This is a genomic window from Haloferax sp. ATCC BAA-644 (assembly GCF_000336975.1).
GTDB lineage: Archaea > Halobacteriota > Halobacteria > Halobacteriales > Haloferacaceae > Haloferax > Haloferax volcanii.
This window is the reverse complement of sequence record NZ_AOLF01000001.1, coordinates 33,223-55,224: the sequence shown is the minus strand read 5'-3', so window position 1 is coordinate 55,224 and position 22,002 is coordinate 33,223. Positions and strand designations below refer to the sequence as shown.

Genomic DNA, 22,002 nt, shown 5'->3' with positions numbered 1-22,002 from the left:
ATTTGTGAGTAACTCATCTGTGGTGTCAGAAATCAGTACTCGATAGTCGTTATCTCCTCGACGGGCCACTGGCTGAGGAGTTCGACGCCGTCGTCGCGGACGACGACCATCTCCTCGACGCGGACGCCCTGTTTCCCCGCCGGTTCCTGGGTCTCGACGGCCATCGTCATCCCCGCCTCGATTTCGATGGGGTGGTCCGGCGAGAGGCCGCGCCAGACGAGCGGCACCTCGTACAGTTGGAGGCCGAGGCCGTGGGCCCAGTGGTTGGTCGTCAGCTGCCAGTGGTCGTCCGCGCCGTACCAGTCGGCGTGTTCGCCCGCCATGTCCGGGAACGCCGCCGCGATTTCGTCGGTGGTCTTCCCCGGCTCGATTTCGTCGAGGACGGCGTAGAGGTTGTCGCGGGCCGTCTCGTAGGCGTCGCGCTGCTCGTCGGTCGGTTCGCCCATCGAGAAGGTCCGGTAGTAACACGACCGGTAGCCGAGGTAGCCGACGTTGTAGAAGTCGGCGTAGACGAGGTCGCCGGGGCGAATCAGCCGGTCCGTCGTGTTCGCTTGGTGCTTCGGCCACGTATTCGGCCCCGACGTGAGGTAGCCGCCCTGCGCCATCGCGCCGTGCCGCCAGAGTTCGCGGACGGCGTCGCCCCACACCTCCGACTCCCGCGCGCCCGGTTTCGCGTTCTCCGCGATGGCCTGAAAGCCCGCCTCGCAGATGGCCGCGACCTGCCGCAGACACTCGATTTCGTCTTCGGTCTTGGTCTTTCGGGCGTCCTCCATCACCGCCGCGCACTCGGCCGGTCGGGCGTCGATGCCCTTCGATTCGAAGGCGTCGAGCAGCCCCGCGTGGCCGGCGTCGATGCCCATCGCCTCGTTCGCGAGGCCGTACTCGTCGAGGGCGTCGACGACGGTCTGGGCCATCTTGTCGAGGAGGAACGACCGGGCCGAGTCGCGGCCGGACGCCCGCGGGACGTTCCCCAGTCCGGGACAGGCGTAGCGAACGTCGGTCAGCCACGGGCAGTTGTACCGCTGATTGCTCGCGTGGTCGGCGGTGTCCCAGTGGACGACCGTGCCGTCTTCCAGAAGCAGCGAGTAGTGGTCCGCGCCCGACCCGCCGGTCATCGCCAACCCGGTCACGTACCGGATGTTCGGGTCGTCGATGAGGAGCATACTCCCGAGGCCCGCCTCGCGCATCCGCGAGAGGGCGCGGTCCTTCCGCTCCTCGCGCATCCGTTTTACGTCGATGCGCTGTTCCCAGTCGACGGCCATCGTCCCGCGGGTCCCGCTCATGAACCCCCGCTCGTGGAAAGGCATACGCCCACCACTCGTGACTATCACATTAATTTGTTGTAGATGGTCGTTGCGAACACACCTCATGATTTATTGTCTCATACGTGAATCGGCAGGTGTACGCATGTACAAGCACGTAGCCCTGCTTGTCCGCAAGGCGGGGATGAGTCACGACGAGTTCGTCACGTACTGGCAGGACAACCACACGCCCATCGCCCGCGACATCGAGGGCGTCGTCCGCTACCAGACGGTCCTCCCCGTCGACCCCGAGGCCTCCGAGTTCGACGGTCTCGCGGAACTCTACTTCGACGACCTCGGCGCGCTCCACGACGCGCTCGGCGGCGAGGGCTCGCGCGACTACGACCCGGCGAAGGAGACGGCGAGAGAAGCGAGAGCCGACGTGGACAACTTCCTCGACGTCGAGCGACGCCCCCGAATCATCGGCGAGGAGGTCGTCGAGAAAGACGAGACCGGCGGCGACACGACGGGGTGCTACAAGCACTCGGCGTTTCTCGTCCGCAAAGACGGGATGAGCCACGACGAGTTCCTCGACCACTGGGCGAACACGCACGTCCCCCTCGCCCGCGGGATTCCCGGCGTGGTCCGGTACGCCCGCGTCGTCCCGACCGACCCCGAACGCGCCGAGTTCGACGGCGTCGCAGAACTCTACTTCGAGAGCCTCGACGCGCTCCGGGCGGGCCTCGGCCACGAGTCCTCGCGCGACTACGACCCCGACCACCCGAAGGCGAACGCGCCCCGCGAAGACGTTGACAACTTCCTCTCCATCGGTGACCGTCCGCGGTTCGTCGGCCGCGAGACGGTCCAGAAAGACACGAGCGGGGGCCGCTGAGCGATGTCGCGCGACCACCGCGCGCAGGTCGAGGCCGTCTTCCCCGAACTCGACGACATCGAGGACGCCGACCTCCGCGAGCGAGTCGTCGAGGCGTGGTGTCTCGGTCTCGCCCGCGGCGGTTGGCGCGACATCGACGACATCCCCTACGCGTGGAACATCCACGAGGTGACGAACGTCGAGCACGTCCGCGGCGTGACCCGCATCGCCGTCCGCGCCGCCGAGGAACAGCGGGACTTCCACGGCGCGGACCCGGACCTCGACGTGGTCCGCGCGGCCTGCCTCCTCCACGACGTGGGCAAGTGCTACGAGTACGTCGACTTCGTGGACGACGACGCGCTCGACGACCCCGACCCGGAGTACGCCAGCGGGGAGATTCCGCACTCGCTTTCGGGCTACGCCCTCGCCCACGAGGTCGGCTGCCCGCTCGCGGTCCAGCGCGCCATCCCCCATTTCATCGGTGAGATTCCGACCCGGACGCTCGAAGCCGAACTCGTCAAGAGCGCGAACTCGGCGTCCTCGAACGCCATCACGCAGGCCGCGATGGGAATCAGCTTACAGGAGTGGGTCGAAGCGTACTCCCAGACGCAGTAGCGCGACAGCAGTTCACACGGCAATCGTCACCACAGCTATTATCCCGCCCCTCGTAGCTCGCGCCGATGTACGAACACGTCAACCTCGCTGACCTCGAACCGCACGACGTGGAGAGCGCCGACGCCCGAGTCAAGGCCGTCGGCTACGAGCTTCGCCCGCGGAAGATGCGCCCGTCGGTCTGGTCGTTCGACGCGGGCGGGTCGGGACCGATGCACTACCAGCGCGAACAGGAAGAGCTGTATCACGTCCTCTCCGGCGCGTTCGAACTCGCCTTCGCCGGCGACGACGGCGAGGAGACCGACGCCCTCGCCCTCGAACCGGGCGACTTCGTGGTCGTCTCGCCCGACGAGGTTCGGCAACTGCGCTGCGTCGAGGCGGGCGAGGTGTTCGTCGTCGGCGCGCCGAACGCGAAGGACGACGGCGTCGTCGTGGGGTGAGCGGGCGGCTCGCCCTCCGAACTCGTCGGAAACGCGACGCGTGCCGTGTTATAAGGGCGCTCGCGACAATTCGGTGATATGGTCATTCCCGGTTACGACCCGGACGACCTCGACGACAGACTCGAGGAACTGCTCACAGAACGCGACCTCGCCGACTATCTCACGCCCGCCGAGCGCGAGCGCTACGACTCGGGCGAGAGCCTCATCGACCTGCTGTCGCCCGACGATATCCGCGACCTGCTGGACGGCCCCGAGACCGAGAGTGCCGACGACGCTCGGCGGCCGTGACCGGCTCCGCGGCGGCGTTTCGGCCGGTCGGACCGTGGTCCGTCGGGTCTCGGCTCAGACCGGCTCCAACCCGTTTTCCTTCCGAAGCACGTTGAGGTAGTCGCGGAACCCGGCTTCGAGGTCGTACTCCGGGTCGTAGCCGAGGTCGGCTTGCGCCTGCGTCATGTCGAGTTCTTGGGTCCACGGGAGTTCGCCCTCGTCGGAGACCGTGAGGTCGGCGTCGGGGAGGAGTCGCCGGACCGTCTCCGCGGCCTCGCGAATCGTCGCCAACTCCCCGCGGACGTTGTAGACGCGTTGGGTGAGGTCGTCTTCGGGCGCGAACGTCGCCTTGCGGAACGCCTGCGCGATGTCGCGGACGTGTTGCCAGTCGATGACTTGGTCGCCGTAGTCGACGCTGAAGGGCTCGCCGAGCGCCGGTTTTTCGACGATGTTCGCGAGGAACGCGGACCCGCCGGTCTCGCGGTACGGGCCGTAGGCGACCGTCGGTCGGAGCGCGACGTGCGAGACGCCGAAATCCTCGTAATACACTCGGGCCTGATGCTCGTTGTACTCCTTGGTCGCCCCGTAGAGCGTGTCGGGGTAGACGAGGTCGGACTCGGTCACGAAGCCGCCGCCGTAGTTCGCGGGCGGGGCGTACACCGCCGCCGACGACGCCCACGCGACGCGCTCGACCTGCTCGGGGAGGGCGCGCGCCGCCTCGAAGACGTTGTTCGTCCCTTGGACGTTCACGTCGAGCGCGGCCCGGGGGTTCTCCCGCGCCGTCGTCGTCAGGAGCGCCGCGAGGTGGACGATGCGCGTCGCGCCGGTCTCTCGGACCGCCCGGAACACGTCGGTCGGGTCGGTCACGTCGCCGCGGCGTATCGTCACGTCGTCAGCGACGCCGAGTCTGTCGAGGATGCGCGGGTCGGTCGAGCGGTCGTAGGCGACCACGTCGTGGCCGGCCGCGACGAGGTCCGACGCGACGTACGAGCCGATGAAACCGGTCCCGCCCGTAACCATCACGGTCGATGATGACATACTATCGTAGTTCTCCCTGCGCGCGAGAAAAGTGTTTCCCGAACGCGGACCACCGAGCGCGGCCGAGACGGTCGACTCGTCACCGCGCGCTATTCGTGGAGCCCCCCGACCGACGCGTAGAACGACGACTGGAGCGTCGCGGCCATGTCCTGACTGCGGTCGATGCGGGCGTCGATGACCGTCGGGAGGCCGTGTGTCTTCGCGTCGGCCAGTGCGTCACCGAGTTCGTCCGGCGTCTCGACGCGGACGCCCGTCGCGCCGAACGCCTCCGCGACCCGCGCGAAGTCCGTGTCGTGGAACTCGACGCCCGCGATGTCGTCGGGCGCGTGCTGCATCTGTCTGACCATCCCGAGGCTGGTGTCGTTGAGGACGACGAACGTCGGCGCGACGCCGTGTTCGACCGCCGTCTCGACGCTCGTCATCGTCATGGCGAAGCCGCCGTCGCCCGCGACGCCGACGACGCGCTTGTCGGTGGCCAGCGCGGCCGACACCGCGGCGGGCGTCGCCCACCCCATGCCGCCGACGCCGCCGGAACCGAAGTAGGTCCGAACCGCCGGCGTCTGGAGGTAGTTGAGCAACCAAAAGCGGTTGTTGCCGGAGTCGGCGGTGACGACGGTGTCCTCGTCGACGACGCGCTCGATTTCCTTGACGGCCCGCTGGGGGAGGATTGGTGCGGCGTCGGAGTCGCACTCGGGCGCGTGGAACGACTCGCGGGCCTCCCGCGCTCGGTCCTCGGCCCAGTCGTTGTCGGTGCCGCCGGCGGCTGCGAGTTCGCGCAGCGATTCGGCCGCGTCGCCGATGAGCCCCACGTCGGCGGGGTAGACCCACCCGGCGTTCCGCGGGTCGATGTCGGCGTGGATAATCGTCTGCTCGTCGGGGCGGATGAAGTCGGGGGCCTGCCAGTTGGTGTCCATCGGGTTCATGCGACAGCCGACGACGAGGAGCGCGTCGGCCTCGCTGACGAGTCGGTTCGCGCCCTCGTGACCGAACGAGCCGATGACGCCGCCGGCGAGGCGGTGCGTCTCGGGGAACGTCGATTTCCCGAGGTAGGAGGTGACGACCGCGGCTTCGTAGGCCTCGGCGACCGCCGCGAGTTCGTCGTACGCGCCCGACGCGTGGACGCCGTTGCCCGAGACGATGACCGGTCGCTCGGCCGCGTCGAGCGCCTCGGCGGCGGCGGCGATGTCGCGCGCCGTCGGCGCGGCGGTCCACGTTCTGGTCTGCGTCTCGTCGTCCCAGACCGGCGGTACGGACTCGTTCGGGAACGGTTCGGTGACGGCGTCGCCGTCGAGGATGACCGCCGTCGGGCCGGGGCGACCCGCGACGGCGTGTTTGAACGCGAGTTGGAGGCTCCGAACCGTCTCGGTCGGGGTCCGCGGGAACCAGTGTTCCTTCGTCACGGCGTCGAGAAGCTTCTGAAGTTCGAGGCCGCCGTAGTCGCCGCGGGACTGCTGGTAGGGCGCGAGCGTCGAGTAGGCCCCGCGCTCGGAGGCCTCGGTGATGGTGACCACCGGCGACGAGGCGAGGCGCGCCTCCATCTGTCCGATGAGGCCGAGGCTTCCTATCCACGGTCCCTGTCCGGCGAGGACGCCCGGTTCGCCCGTCAGCCGGCCGTGCATCTCGGCCATGACGCTCGCCTCGCGCTCGTCGCGGGGGCGCACGAGGTCGATGTCCGACTCGGGCAGCAGGTCGAACAGTTCGATGACGCGGCCGCCGGGGTAGCCGAAGATTCGCTCGACGCCGAGCCGTTCGAGGCTCTCGACGAGTCGTTCGCTCGTGTTCATAGATTCAGGACCTGTCGAGATGAACCGTCTCCTCGACGTAGAGCGTCGGTCCCCGTTCCATGTCGGTGAACGCCGCCGCGTCGGCGTTCACGCGCTGACCGACCTCGGAGTCGAACGCCGCCTTCAGCGCGGCCATGTCCTCGAAGGAGAGTTCGACGATACCGTCGTACTCGGCCCGTTCGGGGTCGGTCGGGACGCTCGTCGCGTACTTCACGAGCCCCGGAAGTTCTCTCGCGAGTTCCGCGTGGCTCCCCCGCCACCGCTCGACGAACTCCTCGTGCGTGTAGTCGTCGTCACGGACGAGCATATTTACCAATTTAATCATGCACGTCTGCTATCCAATCGGACGTTACTTTGCTCTATCGCTGACTCGCGGTTCGAGCGGCCGTCGAGGCTGTTCGAGTGGGTGGAACTAACGTTCGAACTGTTCGAACAGATTTATCACGAATGAACACCAAAGATAGGTGATGACAGACGACGAACAGCGCCGACCGGTGACGACGGCCGCCACGTCGCTTGGTATCCTCGAACAGCTCAAATCGGGGGGACCGATGGGGCCGACGGGGCTCGCCTCGGAGCTCGGATTGGCCAAGAGCACGGTCCACCGGCACCTGAAGACGCTCGAACGCGAGGGGTTCGTCGTTCCCGATGACGACGGCTACCGGGTCGGCCTCCGGCTCCTCGACTTCGGCATCTACGCGCGCGACCAGCACCAGCTGTACGAGGTGGCCAAGCCGAAACTGGACGAACTCGCCGAGCAGACCGGCGAGAAAGTGTGGTGCGTCACGGAAGAGCAGGGTCGCGGGTTCCACCTCTATGGCGCGGCCGGCGCGCACTCGGTTCGGACGCCGGCCCGGGAGGGGACGCGCTCGTACCTCCACCAACTCGCCGCCGGCAAGGCCATCCTGTCGGCGTTCCCGGACGAGCGCGTCCGCGACGTCGTCGACCGACACGGCCTCCCGGCGAAGACGCCGCAGACGATAACCGACCCCGACGCGCTCTTCGAGGAGCTGGCGACGATTCGCGAGCGCGGGTTCGCGCTCAACCGCGAGGAAATCGTCCCGAAACTCCACGCCGTCGGCGTCGCCGTCACCGACAACGAGGGCCACCCCGTCGGAGCGATAAGCATCTCGGGTCCCTCGAATCGGCTTCGGGGCGACCGACTGACCGGCGACCTCGCCGACCTCCTCCTCGGCGCGGCCAACGAGGTCGAAATCAACCTCAACTTCTCCTGATCCGGTGTCTCGTCCCGCCGGCGAGCCGAAGATGCGGAACGGTTGTTCGAACTGTTCGAACTCATTCAAGGAGTACTTTCCCGTCTGAAGCCGGAGATTCACGCTTTCGAGGAGTTAAGACGACGATTCGGCTGCGACGATTACTGTTCGAACTACTCGAACATAATGTGGTTATATTCTTATTATACTATTGTAGATTAACGCGGCGGGGGCGCGAGCAATTACAGAATTACACCTGTCACGGATTGTGGCGTGGGAGACGAACCGTCAGTCTGCTGCCCTGTGGACCGGACACGTCGTTTCTGGGCTTCGTTCGCCCCGAATCCGTCGTTTATTCGTAACCCGAGATTCGGTGTTCGGTTCGGGCGCGAGGCGGTCTCGATAGCGACTGCCGACGCGGCGGCATCACTCGGTTACGGTCTCGCGTTCGAAAGGGCGGAACGGCCGCTCCTTCGCTGCTGCGCCCCCGATTTCGGACTCGCTCGCAGGCGGGCCGCTCCCGGTGTCGTGTTCACGGCGTGAAACTAGCGCCCGCGGCTGTGATGCGAGTTCTCGCCGGGCGGTCGCGGCGGTTTCGAAGCCGTTCGAGCAGCTCGAACGTGCGGGCGGGGACGCCTATCGCTCGCGCTCGTGCCAGTCAGGTTCGCGGTCCTCGAAGAACGCGTCGATACCCTCGTCCTTGTCTGGCGACCCGAACAGTTGGGCGAACAGCTCCGCCTCGTACTCGATGCCCTGTTCGAGGTCCGTCCGCGACGCGGCCTTGACTGCTTTCTTGGCGAACTCCAGGGCCACGGGGCTCTTCGTCGCCATCAGCTCTGCGAGTTCGTACACCCGCTCGTCGAAGGTTTCGTCGCCGTGGACCTCCTCCACGAGGCCGATGTCCGCGGCCTCCTCGGCGGAGATGAGCTCGCCCGTCAGGATGAGTCGCATGGCGTGTCCCTCGCCGACGAGACGCGCGAGTCGCTGGGTGCCGCCCCCGCCGGGCATGATGCCGAGATTGATTTCGGGTTGACCGAGTTTCGACCGCTCGTGGGCGATGCGAACGTCGCAGGCCTGCATCAGTTCGCAACCGCCGCCGAGGGCGTGGCCGTTCACGCGGGCGATGACCGGCTGTCGGAGGTCGTCGACGCGTTCGTACACTCGCGGTCGCTTGCTCGCCTCGCGCTGTTCGAGCATATCGCGCTCGCGGAGCTCTCTCACGTCCGCACCGGCGACGAACGCCTTCGCCTCGTCGGAGCCGGTGAGGACGACGACGCGGGCGCTGCTCTCTTCGATGGCGTCGAGGACGCGCTTGAGCTCAGCCCGGAGCGTCGCGTTGAGCGCGTTCCGCGCGTCGGGGCGGTTCAGCGTCACGGTGACGACGCCTTCGACGCGGTCGTCGACGACGGCGTCGACCGTCTCGCACTCGGCGGCGGCCGACTCGACGGTCGGCGTTCCGCCGTCCGCTCGGGGGTCGCCCGTCGCTTGGTCGTCGGCGCTCGGGTCGTCACCGCTCATCGGTCCATCACGTCCTCGGACGCGCCGACAATTTCGCCGTCCTCCCAGACGTAGAAGCCCTCTCCGGTCTTCTTGCCGAGCTTGCCGGCGCGGACCTTTCGCTTGAGAATCTGCGGCGGGCGGAAGCGCTCGCCCAGTTCCTCGCGCAGGTACTCGAGGATGTCGAGGCGAACGTCGAGGCCGACCGCGTCTCCGAGTTCGAGCGGGCCCATCGGGTGGTTGTACCCGAGTTCCATCGCGGTGTCGATGTCCGCGGGCGACGCGACGCCCTCCTGCACCATGCGCATGGCTTCGACGCCGAGGGCGACGCCGAGCCGCGAGGAGGCGAAGCCGGGCGAGTCACCGACCTCGACGGCCGTCTTGTCGATGCCCTCGACGAACTCGGTGGCGAACGCCAGCGTCGATTCGCTCGTCTGTTCCGCGACGACGACCTCGACGAGCCCCATGATGTGGACCGGGTTGAAGAAGTGGAGTCCGAGGCCGCGCTCCGGACGTTCGAGGGCGCTCAGTATCTCGGTCACGGAGAGCGACGACGTGTTCGACGCGATGACGGCGTCGTCGTCGACGAGGGATTCGACCTCCGCGACCGTCTCGCGCTTGAGTTCCATATCCTCGGGAACCGCCTCGACGACGAGGTCGGCGTCGGTGACGGCCGCCTCCAGCGAGGTCGTCCCCGAGAGCCGGTCGAGCGTCGCCGCCATCTCGTCGGGCGTCACCTTGCCGCGGTCGACCCCGCCCCGGAGGTTCGACTCGATGGCGACCAGTCCGTCGTCGACGTACGCCGCTTCGATGTCGCGCATCGTCACCTCGTGACCGGCCATCGCGGCCACCTGCGCGATCCCGTGACCCATGGTTCCCGCGCCGAGTACACTCACTTGCATCACCGAAAGGGGTTCGGGAACCATCATAATCGTTTGCCCTCGTTTCGGTGTCGGTGACCCGGTTCTGCTCCCGCGGCCCCGGCCGATTACTCCCGCCGCGCCTCGGTCGGGACGACCTTGAAGCCGTACCTGACGACGCCCTCCTGCTCGTAGATGCGGCGCGGGACGGCCTCGACGCGGTCGCTGATTGCGGGCGTTCCGGCGGGCGAGTGGACGACCTGCGCGGGCGCGCTCACGGTCCGGTCGTCGGTCCCGCCGCCCGGCCCGTCGAAGGCGACGACGGCGACCGGGAACGACCCGGCCCGCTGCTGTTGCTCGACGAACTCCGGCGGCGCGCCCCCCTGTCCGATGGCGGTCGCGGCCTCGACGACTCCCGTTCCGGGCAGCGTCACGTCGTCGTAGCCCGCGAGCGCCCCGCAGTCGGCACACGCCCCTTCCGGCGGGAACGAGAGCGCCCCGCACTCGGCGCACTCGCCGGCGACGAGGCGGTGTCGCTGCGGAATCGTCCGCTTCCACGTCGGCACGCTGACGTACGCACCGCCGCCAGCCGGCTCCCCACCGGTGATGGTCCCGCGCCGCCGGAGCGCCTCCGCGTACGAGAGTTCCACGTCGCCGTCGAGGGCCGCTTCGACCGGGACGACGGAACTGGCGGCGGCGTTGGTGTCTGTCGCCCCTGTGCTGAGCGCGAGCGCGGTCGCCCCCGCGCCGCCGCCGTAGCCGACGAGGAGTACCGAGGTCGCGGGGGACCGGCCGTCCGACTCGTCGGCTCCCGCGTCGCCCGCGGAGTCGAGCGCCGACGCGAGTCCGAGAACCGGCCCGGCGGCCCCGGCGTCACCGGTTCGCGAGACGACGGTCCCGGCCGCGATTCGCGCCGGTTCGACGCCGAGCGTGTCGGCCGCGCGGTACGGGAGTTTCCCGTCCGGCGCGGTGAGCGCCACGGCGTCGGGGTCCAGTTCGGCCGTGTCGATGCCGAGGGCCTCGACCGCCCCGACGACCGCCCGCGTGTAGGCGTCGCGCTCGTACTGCGTGACGCCGATGGACTCCGTCTCGGCGCTCCCGAACCCTCGGAACCGCGTACCGGGTGCGGGGTCACCGAACTCGCCCACGGCGTCGACGACGAGCGGTCCGTCTTCGGCGAGGACGAGCGCGGCCGCCCCCGCTCCGGCACCGGCCGCCTCGTCGCTTTCGGGCGCTCCTCGCGGGCCGTCGGCGACGACGACGAGCCTCGGGCCGACTGTCGCTGTCTCCCCAACTGTCGCCGCCAGCGCCACCGCGCCGGCGCGGGTGCTCCCGCCGAACTGCCGGGTCGGAACCGACGGGTCGACGCCGAGGAGCGAGGCCAGCCGGACCGCGCTTTCCTCCTCGTCGTTCGGCGGCGTCGTGGTCGCAAGGGCGAGGTGGTCGATGTCGCCGGCGTCCACCCCGGCCGCGGCGAGTGCGCGCCGGCCCGCCTCGGTCGCCATCGTCAGTGTGTCTTCGTCCGCATCGGCGACGGCGACCCGGTCGACGCCCGGCGCGCCGCCTTTGTCCCACGCCTCGCGGTAGGCCGACGCGGGGAGATAGAATCTGGGGACGTACGCGCCGACGCCGGCGATTCCGAGGGTCGCTCGGGCCGGGCCGTCGGCGCTCATAGCGCCCCTCCTTCGAGGACGTGGACGACGGCGGCACCGCCCGACCCGCCGACGTTGTGGGTGAGGCCGACGCTCGCGCCCGCGACTTGCCGGTCACCGGCCCGCCCGGTGAGCTGTTTGAACGCCTCGACGACCTGCCCCGCGCCCGTCGCGCCGATGGGGTGGCCCTTCGATTTCAGGCCGCCGGAGGGGTTGACGGGCAGGTCGCCGCCGAGTTCGGTCGCCCCCGAGTCGACCAGTTCGGGCGCGTGTCCGCGCTCGCAGAAGCCGAGGTCCTCGTACGCCAGCAGTTCGGCGATGGCGAAGCAGTCGTGGACCTCCGCGAAGTCCACGTCGTCGGGGTCGAGGCCGGCCATCTCGTAGGCGGCCCCGGCGGCCCGCTCGGACGATTCGACGGCGGTGTAGCTGTCGCGCTGGAAGAGGCCGACGCGCTCGGAGGCGGCACCCACGCCCGCGACGCGGACCGCGTCGTCGCACGCGCTCGCCACGTCCTCGCTGGCGACGAGAACCGCGGCCGCGCCGTCGGAGGTCGGACAGCAGTGATAGAGGTTCAGCGGGTCGGCCACGACGGGGGCGCTCCGCGCGTCGTCGAGCGAGCACTCGAAGCCGAGGTGCGCCTTCGGGTTCTTCGCGCCGTTCGCGTGGTTCTTCACCGCGACCTTCGAGAAGTGGTCCGGCGAGGCGTCGTAGGCGTCGAGGTACGCCGAGGCCATCTGGGCGTAGACGCCCGCGAACGTCGTCCCGGTGAGCCGCTCCCACTCCGTCTCGCCGCTGACGCCGAGCCAGTACTTCGCCACGTCGCCGCTCATGTCGGTCATGACCTCGTAGCCGCCCGCGAGGGCCACGTCCGCCATCCCGCTTTTGACCGCCTGCACCGCCTGTCTGACCGCGTAACCGCTCGCTGCGCAGGCGTTTTCGATTCGGGAACAAGGGACGCCGTGGAGGCCGACGTGCTCCGTCACGGCCGGCCCAGATAAGCCGAGTTGCCGCCCGCCGACGCCGAGCGACCCGACGACGGCCTCGTCGATATCGGCCGCCCCGACGCCGCCGGCGCTCCCCAGCGCCTCCTCGAACGCGGTCGCGAACAGCGACCGATAGCTCTCGTCCGGAAACGCGCCGTAGTTCGATTGGCCCGCTCCGACGATGTATGCGTCTCGCATGAGAGTCGATTACGTATCCCTCGCGAAATAGGTTCGCCCCGCAGTGCGGTCGGGCGACCGCATCATTTTTATCATATTCTATCATCGACTTCAAACGTATATGGTATTCGATAGCACGGAGACCGCCTCGCGGGAGGAGCTTCGCGAGGTGCAGGACGGTCGCCTGCGGGAGACGGTTCGGAACGCGTACGAGAACGTCGAGTTCTACCGCGAGACGTTCGACGAGGCCGGACTCTCGCCCGCGGACATCGAGAGCGTCGAAGACCTGTCGAAACTGCCGTTCACGACGAAGGAGGACTTCCGCGACCACTACCCCACGGGGATGTTCGCGGCCGACATGGACGACGTGGTTCGCGTCCACGCGTCGTCGGGCACGACCGGCAAGCCCAAAATCGTCGGCTACACCCGCGAGGACCTCGACGTGTGGAGCAAGGCCGTCGCGCGGTGTCTCGTCGCGGCCGGCGTCGGGTCGGACGACGTGGTTCAGAACGCCTACGGCTACGGCCTGTTCACCGGCGGTCTCGGCCTCCACCAGGGCGTCGAGGAACTCGGCGCGACGGTCATCCCCATCGGCGGCGGCAACACCCAAAGACAGGTGGAACTGCTCTCCGACCTCGGAAGCGACGTCATCGCGTGTACCCCGTCGTACGCGCTCTATCTCGCCGAGGTCGCAGACGACATGGGTATCGACATCCGCGACCTACCGCTTCGGACCGTCATCTTCGGCGCGGAGCCCTGCACCGAACCGATGCGAAACGAAATCGAAGCGCGACTCGGCGTGACCGGCATCGACATCTACGGCCTCTCGGAAATCGTCGGCCCCGGCGTCTCCGTCGAGTGCGAGGCGCAGGACGGCCTGCACATCTGGGAGGACTACTTCTACCCCGAGGTGGTCGACCCGAACACGGGCGACCCCGTCGAGGAGGGCGAGGAGGGCGAACTCGTGTTGACGACCCTCGCGAAGGACGCGCTGCCGGTTCTCCGCTATCGGACGGGCGACCTGACCACGCTGGACTACGGCACCTGCGAGTGCGGCCGAACCTGCGTCCGCATGGACAACATCACGGGCCGGTCGGACGACCTGATAATCGTCCGCGGCGTGAACTTCTACCCGAGCGAGGTCGAGTCGGTCGTCCTCGAGTTCGACCGAATCGCGCCGCACTACCGCATCGACCTCCGCCGCGAGGGGAGCCTCGACCGGGTCGAAATCACGGTCGAACTGGTCGAGGAGTTCGACGGGTCGCTGTCGGACCTCGAAGGGCGGATTCAAAAGCGGCTCTCGAACGTGCTCTCGTTCACGCCCGACGAACTGAACCTCGTCGAGTACGGCGACATCGCGCGCACCGAGGTCGGAAAGGTCCAGCGCGTCTACGACCACCGCGGCCAGTAACGCGCGCCGTCAGCGACCGCCGGGCTTGTAGACGCGCCCCCGAAAGGTCGCGATTCGCTCGCCGTCCCCGCCGGAGACGACGACCTCGTACTCCGCGGTCCGTCCCCCGAGGTGCGTCTCCCGGGCGACCGCGCGGAGCGTCTCGCCCACCTCGGCGGCCGCGAGGTACGAGATGTTCGTCTCCAGCGCGAACGCGGCGTCGCCGTGGCTGTTCGAGGCGGCCGCGAAGGCCGCGTCCGCGAGGCTGTACACCGCGCCCCCGTGGGGCGTCCCGTGGAAGTTCAGGTGGTCTTCGGCCACGGTCAGCGTCGTCTCCGCGTACCCGTCACCGACCTCGGCGAGGTCGATGCCGACGCGCCCGCAGTAGGGGTCGTTCGAGGCGCGTTCCCGTATCTCCGCGTAGTCGTCTTGCTCCGACATGCGACCACACGTCGTCCTGCGCTCCCCAAGTAGGCACCGACTGTCAGGAAAGATAGGTATGTAAACTACTTTATCTGATGGCGGTGACGGTGAGGTATGGCATACAGCTACGAACCGCACTACTTCGAGGACTTCGAGGAGGGCAAGGAGTTCCAGAGCGTCGGTCGCACCGTCACCGAGGCGGACTTCATGATGCACTCCGCGCTCTCGGGCGACTGGACCGAACTCCACACGAACAGCGAGTACGCGGAGGACACCCAGTTCGGCCAGCGAATCGCCCACGGGCCGATGACGTTCGTCCAGTCGACCGGCTTCGTGTACCGGTCGGGCATCGTCGAGCGCACCGCCATCGCCTTCCTCGGGATGAACTACATGGACCTGCCGAACCCGGTGTTCATCGGTGACACGCTCTCGCAGACGATGGTCGTCTCGGAGCGGAAGGACCTCGGGAGCCGCGACGACGCCGGCTTGGTCGTCCTCGAAATCGAGATGACGAAGCAGGACGGCACGGTCGTTCTCGAAGGCGACATGAAGTTCCTCATCAAGACGAAGTCGGCCGCGGAGTAAGGCGGCTTCCCGACCCGGTGACTCACGAATCTAACCGTTCGCCGCGGACGAACAACGCGTCGTCGGCCCCCTTCTCGCCGTAGTCGTCGTGGTACTCCATCAGCTGAAAGAGCGCGCCGGTCGGGTTTCGCGGCGAGACGAACGCCTCGGTCCAGCCGTCTTCCACCGCGTACCCCACGACGCGCTCGCCCGCGGCTTCGAGGGCGGCGACCATCGCGTCGACGTCCGACACCTCCAGCGTGACGTGGTGGAGGCCGGGGCCGTGCTCGTCGAGGAAGGTCGTCAGAAACGACTCCCCGTCGACGGGCGCGACGAGTTCGATTCTGGAGGCGTCGCCGAGGACGTAGGTCGCCCACTCGAACGAGCCGTCCGCGACCGTCTCGCGGTGGACGCGCTCGCAGCCGAGCGCGAGCAGCGTCGGCTCGGCGGTCTCGACGTCCTCGACGGCGATGCCCACGTGGTCGACGCGCGCGGCCGGCGGCGCTGGCTCCGTCGCGGTCGCGGTCGCAGTCGTCGAATCCGGGGGTACCGAGTCGTCGGGAACCATCTCCGACGAACTCGGTGTTCCTAACTATTAATAGCCAAGGTACGAACTCAGAGTCATGAAACTCGGGACGGGGCTGTTCACCTGCCAGCGGCGGCCGGACGACGACCGGCCGATGGCCGACCTGTACGACGAGATGCTGACGCTCGGGCGCGCGATAGACGACGCGGGCCTCGACAGCGCGTGGGTGTCCGAACACCACTTCATGCCGGACGGCTACCTCTCGGGGACGATGCCCGCGCTCGGGGCGCTCGCGGCGGCGACCGAGTCGGTCGAACTCGGGACGTGTATCGCGCTCGCGCCGCTGTACGACCCGATTCGGCTCGCGGAGGACGCGGCGACGGTCGACCTCATCTCCGGCGGGCGAACGACGCTCGGCCTCGCTATCGGCTCGAACCCCCGCGAGTTCGACGCCTTCGGCGTTCCGCGAGACGAGCGCGTCGACCGCCTCGCCGACGCCGTCTCCCTCCTCCGCGACGCGTGGTCGGACGGTCCGATAGCGCACGAGTCGCCGTTTCACGAGGGTGCGACAGGTGTCGACGTGACGCCCAAACCGGCACACGACGTGCCCCTCATGCTCGGTGGCGCGGCCAAGCCCGCGGTTCGCCGGGCGGCCCGGACGGCGGACGCGTGGTGCGCGCCGTCGTCGCTCTCCCTCGACGGCGTGCGCAAGCGCGTCGAGGACATTCGGAGCGTCCGGGAGGCCGAGGGACTCGACGGTGAGTTCACGATATACGTCCTCCAACACGGTTTCGTCGGCGACTCGAAGGCCGAGGCGTGGGACGCGATGAGAGACGGCTACCTCTACCTCCAGCGCCGGTACGCCGAGATATTCTCCGGCGACGAGGTCCCCGAACTGTCCGACGAACGCCGGACGGAGCTCAAAGCACAGGCCGTCTTCGGCACGCCCGACGACGTGGTCGCGGAGCTCGACCGCTACCGCGACGCGCTCGGCGACGACATCCACTTCATCTTCCGCACCTACCACCCCGGCATCGGCACCGACCGGATGGTCGAGTCCGTCCGCCGACTCGGCGACGAGGTCCGACCGCGACTCGCCTGAGGGGGCCGAATCGGCGGCTCAGGGCCGAACGCGACGTTCTCGTCGCCGGTATAACGAAAACATTTAAACGTGAAGTTTTTCATGTTACATGTGAACATACACACCATGAGAGACGATTGTTCAGCGGACAGCGGCGCACAGCCGCGTCCGTCGCGGCGACGGTTCGTACAGGCGGCTGGGTTGGCGGGCGTGACCGGGCTGACGGGCGTCGCCGGCTGTCTCGGCGGCGGTGGGGCCGGCGGGTCGAACGCCATCACCTACGGGGTGATTAGCCCGATGACCGGCCCGTACGGCGGTCTCGCGGTCGGCCAGCGGAACGGGGCCGAGTTGGCGATACGGCACGTCAACGAGAACGCGGACATCGACGTGGAGATAACGGGCGTCTACGAGGACACCGAGGCGGACCCCTCGACCGGCCGGCGGAAGGCGCAGTCCGTCGTCGAACAGGACGGGGCGTCGTATCTCATGGGCGCGATATCGTCCAGCGTCGCGCTCGCGCTCAACGAGTTCGCGGCCGAAGAGGAGCTCATCTACAACCCCGGCGGGGCCGCGGTTCCCATCACGGGGTCGAACTGCAACGAATGGGTGTTCCGCGCCGAGACGAACACGGCGCAGATGGCCGAAGCCGTCTCCGACTACACCGCCGAGAACCTCGGCACTAAGGTGTGGTTCCATATCGCAGACTACGCCTACGGCGAGTCGGTGATGCAGCGCGTCGAGCGCCGCATGCGCGACGGCCACGACATCGAAGTCGTCGGCCGGAGCCGCTCGCAGCTCGGCTCGACCAACTACAACTCCTACGTCAGCCAAATCGCCAACTCCGACTCCGAGGTGGCCGTTCTCGGCATGACCGGCGGCGACCTCATCAACTTCGTCAAGCAGGCGGCGAGTCAGGGGCTCAAAGAGAGCGTGAACCTCATGTCGCCGACGATGACGTTCTCGGTCGTCCGCGGCGCGCTCGGCGAGGCCGCCTACGGAACCTACGGCGGGGTCCGCTACCTGCCGACGCTCGAAACGGGCGACAACCAGTCGTTCGTCGAGGCCTACCGAAGCGAGTACGACTCCCTGCCGGACAACTTCGCGCGGGCCGCGTACATGTCCATTCGGATGACGGCGCGGGGCATCGCGGAGGCCGGCTCGACCGACCCCGCGGCGGTCAAGGAGGTGCTTCCGGGCCTCGAAATGGACACGATTCTCGGGCCGAACCAGTTCCGCGACTGCGACCACCAGGCGACGAACCCGGTGTGGCCGGGCGAACTCGTCGCGCCGGACGGCGGGAGCGGTCCCGCGACCGTCGAACTCGGCGAGATGATAGCCGGGGCGGACGCGCTCCCCGACTGCGGCGAACTCGGCTGCTCGCTCTAGCATGTCGGTCGCTAGTGCCGTCGCCGAGCAGGTCCTCAACGGGCTCGTCGTCGGGATGGTGTACGTCCTGCTCGCGGCCGGACTCTCCATCATCTTCGGCGTCATGGACGTCATCAACTTCGCCCACGGCGAGCTGTTCGCCCTCGGCGCGTACTTCGCGTTCGCCATCGCCGGCCCCCTCGGCGGCGCGGGCTTCTGGGTCGCGCTCGTCGTCGCGCCCCTCCTCGTCGGCGTCGTCGGGATGGGTATCGAGCGGCTCACCGTCAAGCGGCTGTACGGCCGCGACCCGCTGTACCACATCCTCCTGACGTTCGGGCTCGTCCTCATCATCAACGACCTCATCACGTCGGTGTGGGGCAAGTCCGCCCAGCCGTTTCCGATTCCCTCGGTTCTCGACCAGCCGGTCGCGCTGTTCGGGTTCAACTACTCGCTGTACAACTACGGCATCATCGTCTTCGGGTCGGCGCTGGCGCTCGGTACGTGGCTCCTGTTGAACCGCACCCGCTTCGGGATGATAATCCGCGCCGGCTCCGAGGACCGCGAGATGGTCCGCACCCTCGGCATCGACATCGACCGCTACTACACCCTGACGTTCGGGTTCGGCGCGGCGCTCGCCGGCGTCGCCGGCATCGTCCTCGGCGCGTACCAGAACGTCAGCCCGACGATGGGGAGTTCGGTCATCATCCCGGCGTTCGTCATCGTCGTTCTCGGCGGCCTCGGGTCGTTCCGCGGGGCCGTGGTCGGCGGGCTGTTCGTCGGCCTCGTCCAGACGTTCGCCCGGACGTACGCGCCGTTCCTGGAGGGGCTCATCGTCTTCCTGCTCATGATCGCCGTGCTCGTCGTCAAGCCGACGGGGCTGTTCGGCACGAGCGTCGGCGCGGGCGACCACCACGACGGCGCGCTCCTCCACGGCTCCGGCGGCGGCGTGCTGTCCGCGGAGACCCGCGCGAAACTCGGCTACGCCGGCGTCGGCGCGCTCCTCGTCGTCCCGCTTCTCGCGGAAGTGACCGGCGTCACCTACTCCGTGACGCTCCTCGAAGACATCCTCATCTGGGCGCTGTTCGCGCTCAGCCTCGACCTCGTGCTCGGCTACGCGGGCCTCGTCTCGCTCGGTCACACGCTGTTTTACGGGGTCGGCGCGTACGCCTCGGTCCTCACGCTCATGCACGTCTCGCCGTCGGTGTTCGTCGCGCTCGCCGTCGCCGTCGCCGTCTGCGCGGCCATCGCGTGGGGCGTCGGCTACCTCTCGATACGCGTGTCCGGGGTGTTCTTCGCCATGATAACCCTCGGGTTCGCGGAGCTGTTTTACAACGCCGTGTTCAAGTTCGACTTCACCGGCGGCTCCGACGGCCTGTTCGGCGTCGACGCGTTCTACGGTCTCGCCGGCCTCGGCGTCGACCCCGGCGAGTTCGCGGTCCCGCTGGGACCGGTCGTCCTCGACGGCGGCGCCGTCCAGTACTACTTCCTCCTCGCCGTCGTGGTCGGGTCGTACCTGCTGGCACGCCGCCTCATCCGCGCGCCGTTCGGCTCGGTGCTGCAGTCCATCCGCGAGAGCGAAGAGCGCGCCTCCTTTATCGGCTACGACGTAACCGCCTACAAGCGCCGCGCCTTCGTCGTCTCCGGCGGTCTCGCGGGGCTCGCCGGCGGACTGTTCGCCGCCAACAACGGCTACGTCGCGCCGTCGTTCCTCCACTGGATAAACTCGGGCGAGGTCATCGTGATGACCGTCCTCGGCGGCATGGGAACGCTCTACGGGCCGATGCTCGGCGCGGGCGTCTTCGTCGCCGCGGAGGACGTGCTCTCGTCGTACATCGACCAGTGGCAGCTCGTCATCGGCGTGCTGTTCGTCCTGTTCGTCATCTTCGTGCCGCGGGGGCTCGTGTCGCTCCCGCGGACGGTGGCGGACCACCCGCTTTTCGAATCGGCCGTCGGCGGCCGGTTCCGCGACCGCGTCGGCGAACAGGCCGGCGTCACCGACCCGGAGGTCGACCGCCGTGAGTGACCCGATACTGCGGACCGAGAACCTGACGAAAGAGTTCGGCAAGCTCGTCGCCGTCGACGACGTGACCCTCGACGTGGAACGCGGCGAGTTCCGGAGCCTCATCGGTCCGAACGGGGCCGGCAAGACGACCACGTTCAACCTCCTGACCGGCGCGCTCCGGCCGACCCGCGGCACCGTGACGTTCGACGGCGAGAACGTGACCGCGCTCCCGCCGCACGAGCGCGTGCGCCGCGGCCTCGGCCGGTCGTTCCAAATCACGAACGTCTTCTCGGGGCTCACGGTCCGCGAGAACGTCCGCCTCGCCGCGCAGGCGGCCCGCGAGGGCGGCTTCACGCCGGTCGAAGCGTACCTCCGGCGAAGCGACGCCTTCGACGACGTGAACGAGCACACCGACCGCGTGCTCGACCGCTCCGGCCTCTCGGGCCGCGGCGACGAACCCGCGGACGTGCTCGCCTACGGCGACAAGCGCCGGCTCGAAATCGCCATCGTGCTCGCCACCGACCCCGACATGGTGCTTCTGGACGAGCCGACCGCCGGCATGAGCGCCGAGGAGACGCGGGCCACGATGGACCTCATCGACGAGGTGCTGTCGGACCAGACGCTCCTGCTCATCGAACACGACATCGACCTCGTGATGCGGGTGTCCGACCGAATCACGGTCCTCCACCGCGGCGAGGTACTGGCCGAGGGGACGCCCGCGACCGTCTCGGAGGACCCGGAGGTCCGCGAGGCCTACTTCGGGGGTGTCGAGACGTGAGCGACGAACCGCTCTTGTCCGTCCGCGGGCTCGTCTCGGGCTACGGGTCGACCCGCGTCCTGCAGGGCATCGACCTCGACGTGCCTCGCGGGTCGGTCGTCACGCTCATCGGGCGCAACGGCGTCGGCAAGACGACGACGCTCCGGAGCATCCTCGGGAACGTCCCGCCGTCAGAGGGGACTATCACCTTCGACGGGGCGGATATCACGACGCTGTCGCCGGAGAAGACCGCCCGCGAGGGCATCGCGCTCGTCCCCGAGGAGCGCCGCATCTTCCCCGGCCTGACCGTCTCCGAGAACGTCGAAATCGGCCGCATCGGCGGTCGTCGAGACGCCGAAAAACCGAGCGTCGACGCCGTCGTCGACGAGTTCGAGAACCTCGCGCGCCACCGGAACAGCCGGGGTGCGAACCTCTCGGGCGGCGAACAGCAGATGCTCGCCATCGCCCGCGCGCTCGTCTCCGCGCCGGACCTCCTGTTGCTCGACGAACCGACCGAAGGGCTCGCGCCCGCCATCGTCAAACAGGTCCAGCGAAAAATCGAGGAACTGAACGACGACGGCGCGACCATCCTCCTCGTCGAACAGAACGTGCAGGTCGCCCTCGACGCCGCGGACTACGTCTACATCCTCGACAAGGGCCGGGTCGTCCACGAGGGCCCCGCCGACGAGGTCGCCGCCGCCGACGAGGTGCTCGACCGGTACCTCGGCGTCTCGATGGCCGACTGACGGCGTCCGGCGTCTCGTCGGCCGCCCGGCCGGGGCCGACCGACGAAACGAACTTAACGCACCTGTGCGAACTGATGGCATGGACATCGAGGAGTTCTTCGAGAGCATGCCGTTCGCGCGGCTGTTGGGCGTCGAAGTCACCGAGGTCGCGGACGGGCACGCGGAGGGTCGCATCGAGATGCGCGAGGAACTGTCGTGGAACGCCGACCGGGTGATGGCCCACGGCGGCGTGACGTTCACCCTCGCGGACACGGTCGGCGGCGCGGCGCTCGTCAGCGAGGTCGACCAGCCCGTCCCGACCATCGATATGCGAATCGACTATCTCAACGCGGGGACCGGCGACCTCCGCGCCGAGGCCGACGTGGTTCGACTCGGCGGCGACGTGGGAACCGTGGACGTGGACGTGTACGCGACGGACGGGAATCACGTGGCGACCGCGAGGGGAGTCTACAAGACCGGTTGAGTTCCCCGCCCGCCGCAGGGTCAGTAATCAACAATAGTTAATATTATGC

General features: G+C 68.3%; 23 protein-coding genes. 13 read left to right on the top strand and 10 right to left on the bottom strand.

Annotated features, from left to right (window positions below; genetic code table 11):
- Positions 1 to 32: 32 nt before the first annotated feature.
- Complete coding sequence (locus C458_RS00280) at positions 33 to 1,283, bottom strand: Xaa-Pro peptidase family protein (RefSeq protein ID WP_008578827.1); 1,251 nt, start codon at positions 1,281 to 1,283, stop codon at positions 33 to 35.
- A gap of 124 nt (positions 1,284 to 1,407) precedes the next feature.
- Between C458_RS00280 and C458_RS00275 the strand changes: the two genes are divergently transcribed.
- The 4 genes from C458_RS00275 to C458_RS00260 all read left to right on the top strand — a co-directional run bounded on the left by C458_RS00275 (position 1,408) and on the right by C458_RS00260 (position 3,452).
- Complete coding sequence (locus tag C458_RS00275; RefSeq protein WP_049897179.1) at positions 1,408 to 2,133, top strand: EthD domain-containing protein; 726 nt, start codon at positions 1,408 to 1,410, stop codon at positions 2,131 to 2,133.
- 3 nt (positions 2,134 to 2,136) lie between these two features.
- The gene (locus tag C458_RS00270) at positions 2,137 to 2,727 is read left to right on the top strand and encodes an HD domain-containing protein (RefSeq protein WP_008572182.1); all 591 of its coding nucleotides are present in this window, start codon (positions 2,137 to 2,139) and stop codon (positions 2,725 to 2,727) included.
- Between the two features lie 65 nt (positions 2,728 to 2,792).
- Positions 2,793 to 3,164, top strand: coding sequence for a cupin domain-containing protein (locus tag C458_RS00265; RefSeq protein ID WP_008572176.1), 372 nt, complete (start codon positions 2,793 to 2,795; stop codon positions 3,162 to 3,164).
- Between the two features lie 78 nt (positions 3,165 to 3,242).
- A complete protein-coding gene (locus C458_RS00260) occupies positions 3,243 to 3,452 on the top strand; it encodes a hypothetical protein (protein ID WP_008572175.1) in 210 nt (69 codons plus the stop codon).
- 54 nt (positions 3,453 to 3,506) lie between these two features.
- Here C458_RS00260 and C458_RS00255 read toward each other — a convergent pair whose 3' ends face one another.
- The 3 genes from C458_RS00255 to C458_RS00245 form a co-directional block, all read right to left on the bottom strand.
- On the bottom strand, positions 3,507 to 4,451 hold the full coding sequence (locus C458_RS00255; protein ID WP_008572174.1) for an NAD(P)-dependent oxidoreductase: 945 nt from the start codon (positions 4,449 to 4,451) through the stop codon (positions 3,507 to 3,509).
- 107 nt (positions 4,452 to 4,558) lie between these two features.
- Complete coding sequence (locus C458_RS00250) at positions 4,559 to 6,253, bottom strand: thiamine pyrophosphate-binding protein (RefSeq protein ID WP_008572173.1); 1,695 nt, start codon at positions 6,251 to 6,253, stop codon at positions 4,559 to 4,561.
- Positions 6,254 to 6,257: 4 nt separating this feature from the next.
- Positions 6,258 to 6,560, bottom strand: coding sequence for an EthD family reductase (locus C458_RS00245; protein WP_008572172.1), 303 nt, complete (start codon positions 6,558 to 6,560; stop codon positions 6,258 to 6,260).
- Positions 6,561 to 6,720: 160 nt separating this feature from the next.
- Here C458_RS00245 and C458_RS00240 point away from each other — a divergent pair, with 160 nt between their 5' ends.
- Positions 6,721 to 7,488, top strand: a complete 768-nt coding sequence (locus C458_RS00240) for an IclR family transcriptional regulator (RefSeq protein WP_008572171.1) — start codon at positions 6,721 to 6,723, stop codon at positions 7,486 to 7,488.
- A gap of 615 nt (positions 7,489 to 8,103) precedes the next feature.
- Here the strand turns inward: C458_RS00240 and C458_RS00235 are convergent.
- The 4 genes from C458_RS00235 to C458_RS00220 form a co-directional block, all read right to left on the bottom strand.
- On the bottom strand, positions 8,104 to 8,985 hold the full coding sequence (locus C458_RS00235; protein ID WP_008572170.1) for an enoyl-CoA hydratase/isomerase family protein: 882 nt from the start codon (positions 8,983 to 8,985) through the stop codon (positions 8,104 to 8,106).
- Complete coding sequence (locus C458_RS00230) at positions 8,982 to 9,866, bottom strand: 3-hydroxyacyl-CoA dehydrogenase family protein (RefSeq protein ID WP_008572169.1); 885 nt, start codon at positions 9,864 to 9,866, stop codon at positions 8,982 to 8,984. Before C458_RS00230 ends, C458_RS00235 begins: the two co-directional genes overlap by 4 nt.
- 86 nt (positions 9,867 to 9,952) lie before the next feature.
- Positions 9,953 to 11,497, bottom strand: coding sequence for a zinc ribbon domain-containing protein (locus C458_RS00225; RefSeq protein WP_008572168.1), 1,545 nt, complete (start codon positions 11,495 to 11,497; stop codon positions 9,953 to 9,955).
- Entirely contained in the window at positions 11,494 to 12,657 is a 1,164-nt protein-coding gene (locus C458_RS00220; protein WP_008572167.1) for a beta-ketoacyl synthase N-terminal-like domain-containing protein, read from the bottom strand. Before C458_RS00220 ends, C458_RS00225 begins: the two co-directional genes overlap by 4 nt.
- Positions 12,658 to 12,757: 100 nt before the next feature.
- Between C458_RS00220 and paaK the strand changes: the two genes are divergently transcribed.
- Positions 12,758 to 14,047 (top strand): phenylacetate--CoA ligase PaaK, encoded by a 1,290-nt coding sequence (gene paaK / locus C458_RS00215; protein WP_008572156.1) that lies wholly within the window; start codon positions 12,758 to 12,760, stop codon positions 14,045 to 14,047.
- Positions 14,048 to 14,056: 9 nt separating this feature from the next.
- Here paaK and C458_RS00210 read toward each other — a convergent pair whose 3' ends face one another.
- Positions 14,057 to 14,467, bottom strand: a complete 411-nt coding sequence (locus C458_RS00210) for a PaaI family thioesterase (RefSeq protein ID WP_004064410.1) — start codon at positions 14,465 to 14,467, stop codon at positions 14,057 to 14,059.
- 96 nt (positions 14,468 to 14,563) lie between these two features.
- Here C458_RS00210 and C458_RS00205 point away from each other — a divergent pair, with 96 nt between their 5' ends.
- A complete protein-coding gene (locus tag C458_RS00205; RefSeq protein ID WP_004040870.1) occupies positions 14,564 to 15,034 on the top strand; it encodes a MaoC/PaaZ C-terminal domain-containing protein in 471 nt (156 codons plus the stop codon).
- 22 nt (positions 15,035 to 15,056) lie between these two features.
- Here C458_RS00205 and C458_RS00200 read toward each other — a convergent pair whose 3' ends face one another.
- Positions 15,057 to 15,581, bottom strand: a complete 525-nt coding sequence (locus C458_RS00200; protein WP_008572153.1) for a VOC family protein — start codon at positions 15,579 to 15,581, stop codon at positions 15,057 to 15,059.
- Between the two features lie 55 nt (positions 15,582 to 15,636).
- Here C458_RS00200 and C458_RS00195 point away from each other — a divergent pair, with 55 nt between their 5' ends.
- The 6 genes from C458_RS00195 (at position 15,637) to C458_RS00170 (ending at position 21,953) form a co-directional block, all read left to right on the top strand.
- Positions 15,637 to 16,641 (top strand): LLM class flavin-dependent oxidoreductase, encoded by a 1,005-nt coding sequence (locus C458_RS00195; protein ID WP_008572152.1) that lies wholly within the window; start codon positions 15,637 to 15,639, stop codon positions 16,639 to 16,641.
- A gap of 180 nt (positions 16,642 to 16,821) precedes the next feature.
- Positions 16,822 to 18,006: an ABC transporter substrate-binding protein gene (locus tag C458_RS00190; RefSeq protein ID WP_008578828.1), complete on the top strand. Its 1,185-nt coding sequence runs from the start codon at positions 16,822 to 16,824 to the stop codon at positions 18,004 to 18,006.
- Between the two features lies 1 nt (position 18,007).
- Positions 18,008 to 20,008 (top strand): ABC transporter permease, encoded by a 2,001-nt coding sequence (locus C458_RS00185; RefSeq protein ID WP_008572150.1) that lies wholly within the window; start codon positions 18,008 to 18,010, stop codon positions 20,006 to 20,008.
- Positions 20,001 to 20,765, top strand: a complete 765-nt coding sequence (locus tag C458_RS00180; RefSeq protein ID WP_008572149.1) for an ABC transporter ATP-binding protein — start codon at positions 20,001 to 20,003, stop codon at positions 20,763 to 20,765. The genes C458_RS00185 and C458_RS00180 overlap by 8 nt, the downstream gene beginning before the upstream one ends.
- Positions 20,762 to 21,490: an ABC transporter ATP-binding protein gene (locus C458_RS00175; protein ID WP_008572148.1), complete on the top strand. Its 729-nt coding sequence runs from the start codon at positions 20,762 to 20,764 to the stop codon at positions 21,488 to 21,490. The genes C458_RS00180 and C458_RS00175 overlap by 4 nt, the downstream gene beginning before the upstream one ends.
- A gap of 79 nt (positions 21,491 to 21,569) precedes the next feature.
- On the top strand, positions 21,570 to 21,953 hold the full coding sequence (locus tag C458_RS00170; RefSeq protein ID WP_008572147.1) for a PaaI family thioesterase: 384 nt from the start codon (positions 21,570 to 21,572) through the stop codon (positions 21,951 to 21,953).
- Positions 21,954 to 22,002 lie beyond the last annotated feature (49 nt).

What these genes read in the sequence shown, in the direction of transcription:
- C458_RS00280 (WP_008578827.1), bottom strand. Translation starts at nt 1,283, where the DNA reads ATGAGCGGGACCCGCGGGACGATGGCCGTCGACTGGGAACAGCGCATC.
- C458_RS00275 (WP_049897179.1), top strand. Translation starts at nt 1,408, where the DNA reads ATGTACAAGCACGTAGCCCTGCTTGTCCGCAAGGCGGGGATGAGTCAC.
- C458_RS00270 (WP_008572182.1), top strand. Translation starts at nt 2,137, where the DNA reads ATGTCGCGCGACCACCGCGCGCAGGTCGAGGCCGTCTTCCCCGAACTC.
- C458_RS00265 (WP_008572176.1), top strand. Translation starts at nt 2,793, where the DNA reads ATGTACGAACACGTCAACCTCGCTGACCTCGAACCGCACGACGTGGAG.
- C458_RS00260 (WP_008572175.1), top strand. Translation starts at nt 3,243, where the DNA reads ATGGTCATTCCCGGTTACGACCCGGACGACCTCGACGACAGACTCGAG.
- C458_RS00255 (WP_008572174.1), bottom strand. Translation starts at nt 4,451, where the DNA reads ATGGTTACGGGCGGGACCGGTTTCATCGGCTCGTACGTCGCGTCGGAC.
- C458_RS00250 (WP_008572173.1), bottom strand. Translation starts at nt 6,253, where the DNA reads ATGAACACGAGCGAACGACTCGTCGAGAGCCTCGAACGGCTCGGCGTC.
- C458_RS00245 (WP_008572172.1), bottom strand. Translation starts at nt 6,560, where the DNA reads ATGCTCGTCCGTGACGACGACTACACGCACGAGGAGTTCGTCGAGCGG.
- C458_RS00240 (WP_008572171.1), top strand. Translation starts at nt 6,721, where the DNA reads ATGACAGACGACGAACAGCGCCGACCGGTGACGACGGCCGCCACGTCG.
- C458_RS00235 (WP_008572170.1), bottom strand. Translation starts at nt 8,985, where the DNA reads ATGAGCGGTGACGACCCGAGCGCCGACGACCAAGCGACGGGCGACCCC.
- C458_RS00230 (WP_008572169.1), bottom strand. Translation starts at nt 9,866, where the DNA reads ATGCAAGTGAGTGTACTCGGCGCGGGAACCATGGGTCACGGGATCGCG.
- C458_RS00225 (WP_008572168.1), bottom strand. Translation starts at nt 11,497, where the DNA reads ATGAGCGCCGACGGCCCGGCCCGAGCGACCCTCGGAATCGCCGGCGTC.
- C458_RS00220 (WP_008572167.1), bottom strand. Translation starts at nt 12,657, where the DNA reads ATGCGAGACGCATACATCGTCGGAGCGGGCCAATCGAACTACGGCGCG.
- paaK (WP_008572156.1), top strand. Translation starts at nt 12,758, where the DNA reads ATGGTATTCGATAGCACGGAGACCGCCTCGCGGGAGGAGCTTCGCGAG.
- C458_RS00210 (WP_004064410.1), bottom strand. Translation starts at nt 14,467, where the DNA reads ATGTCGGAGCAAGACGACTACGCGGAGATACGGGAACGCGCCTCGAAC.
- C458_RS00205 (WP_004040870.1), top strand. Translation starts at nt 14,564, where the DNA reads ATGGCATACAGCTACGAACCGCACTACTTCGAGGACTTCGAGGAGGGC.
- C458_RS00200 (WP_008572153.1), bottom strand. Translation starts at nt 15,581, where the DNA reads ATGGTTCCCGACGACTCGGTACCCCCGGATTCGACGACTGCGACCGCG.
- C458_RS00195 (WP_008572152.1), top strand. Translation starts at nt 15,637, where the DNA reads ATGAAACTCGGGACGGGGCTGTTCACCTGCCAGCGGCGGCCGGACGAC.
- C458_RS00185 (WP_008572150.1), top strand. Translation starts at nt 18,008, where the DNA reads ATGTCGGTCGCTAGTGCCGTCGCCGAGCAGGTCCTCAACGGGCTCGTC.
- C458_RS00170 (WP_008572147.1), top strand. Translation starts at nt 21,570, where the DNA reads ATGGACATCGAGGAGTTCTTCGAGAGCATGCCGTTCGCGCGGCTGTTG.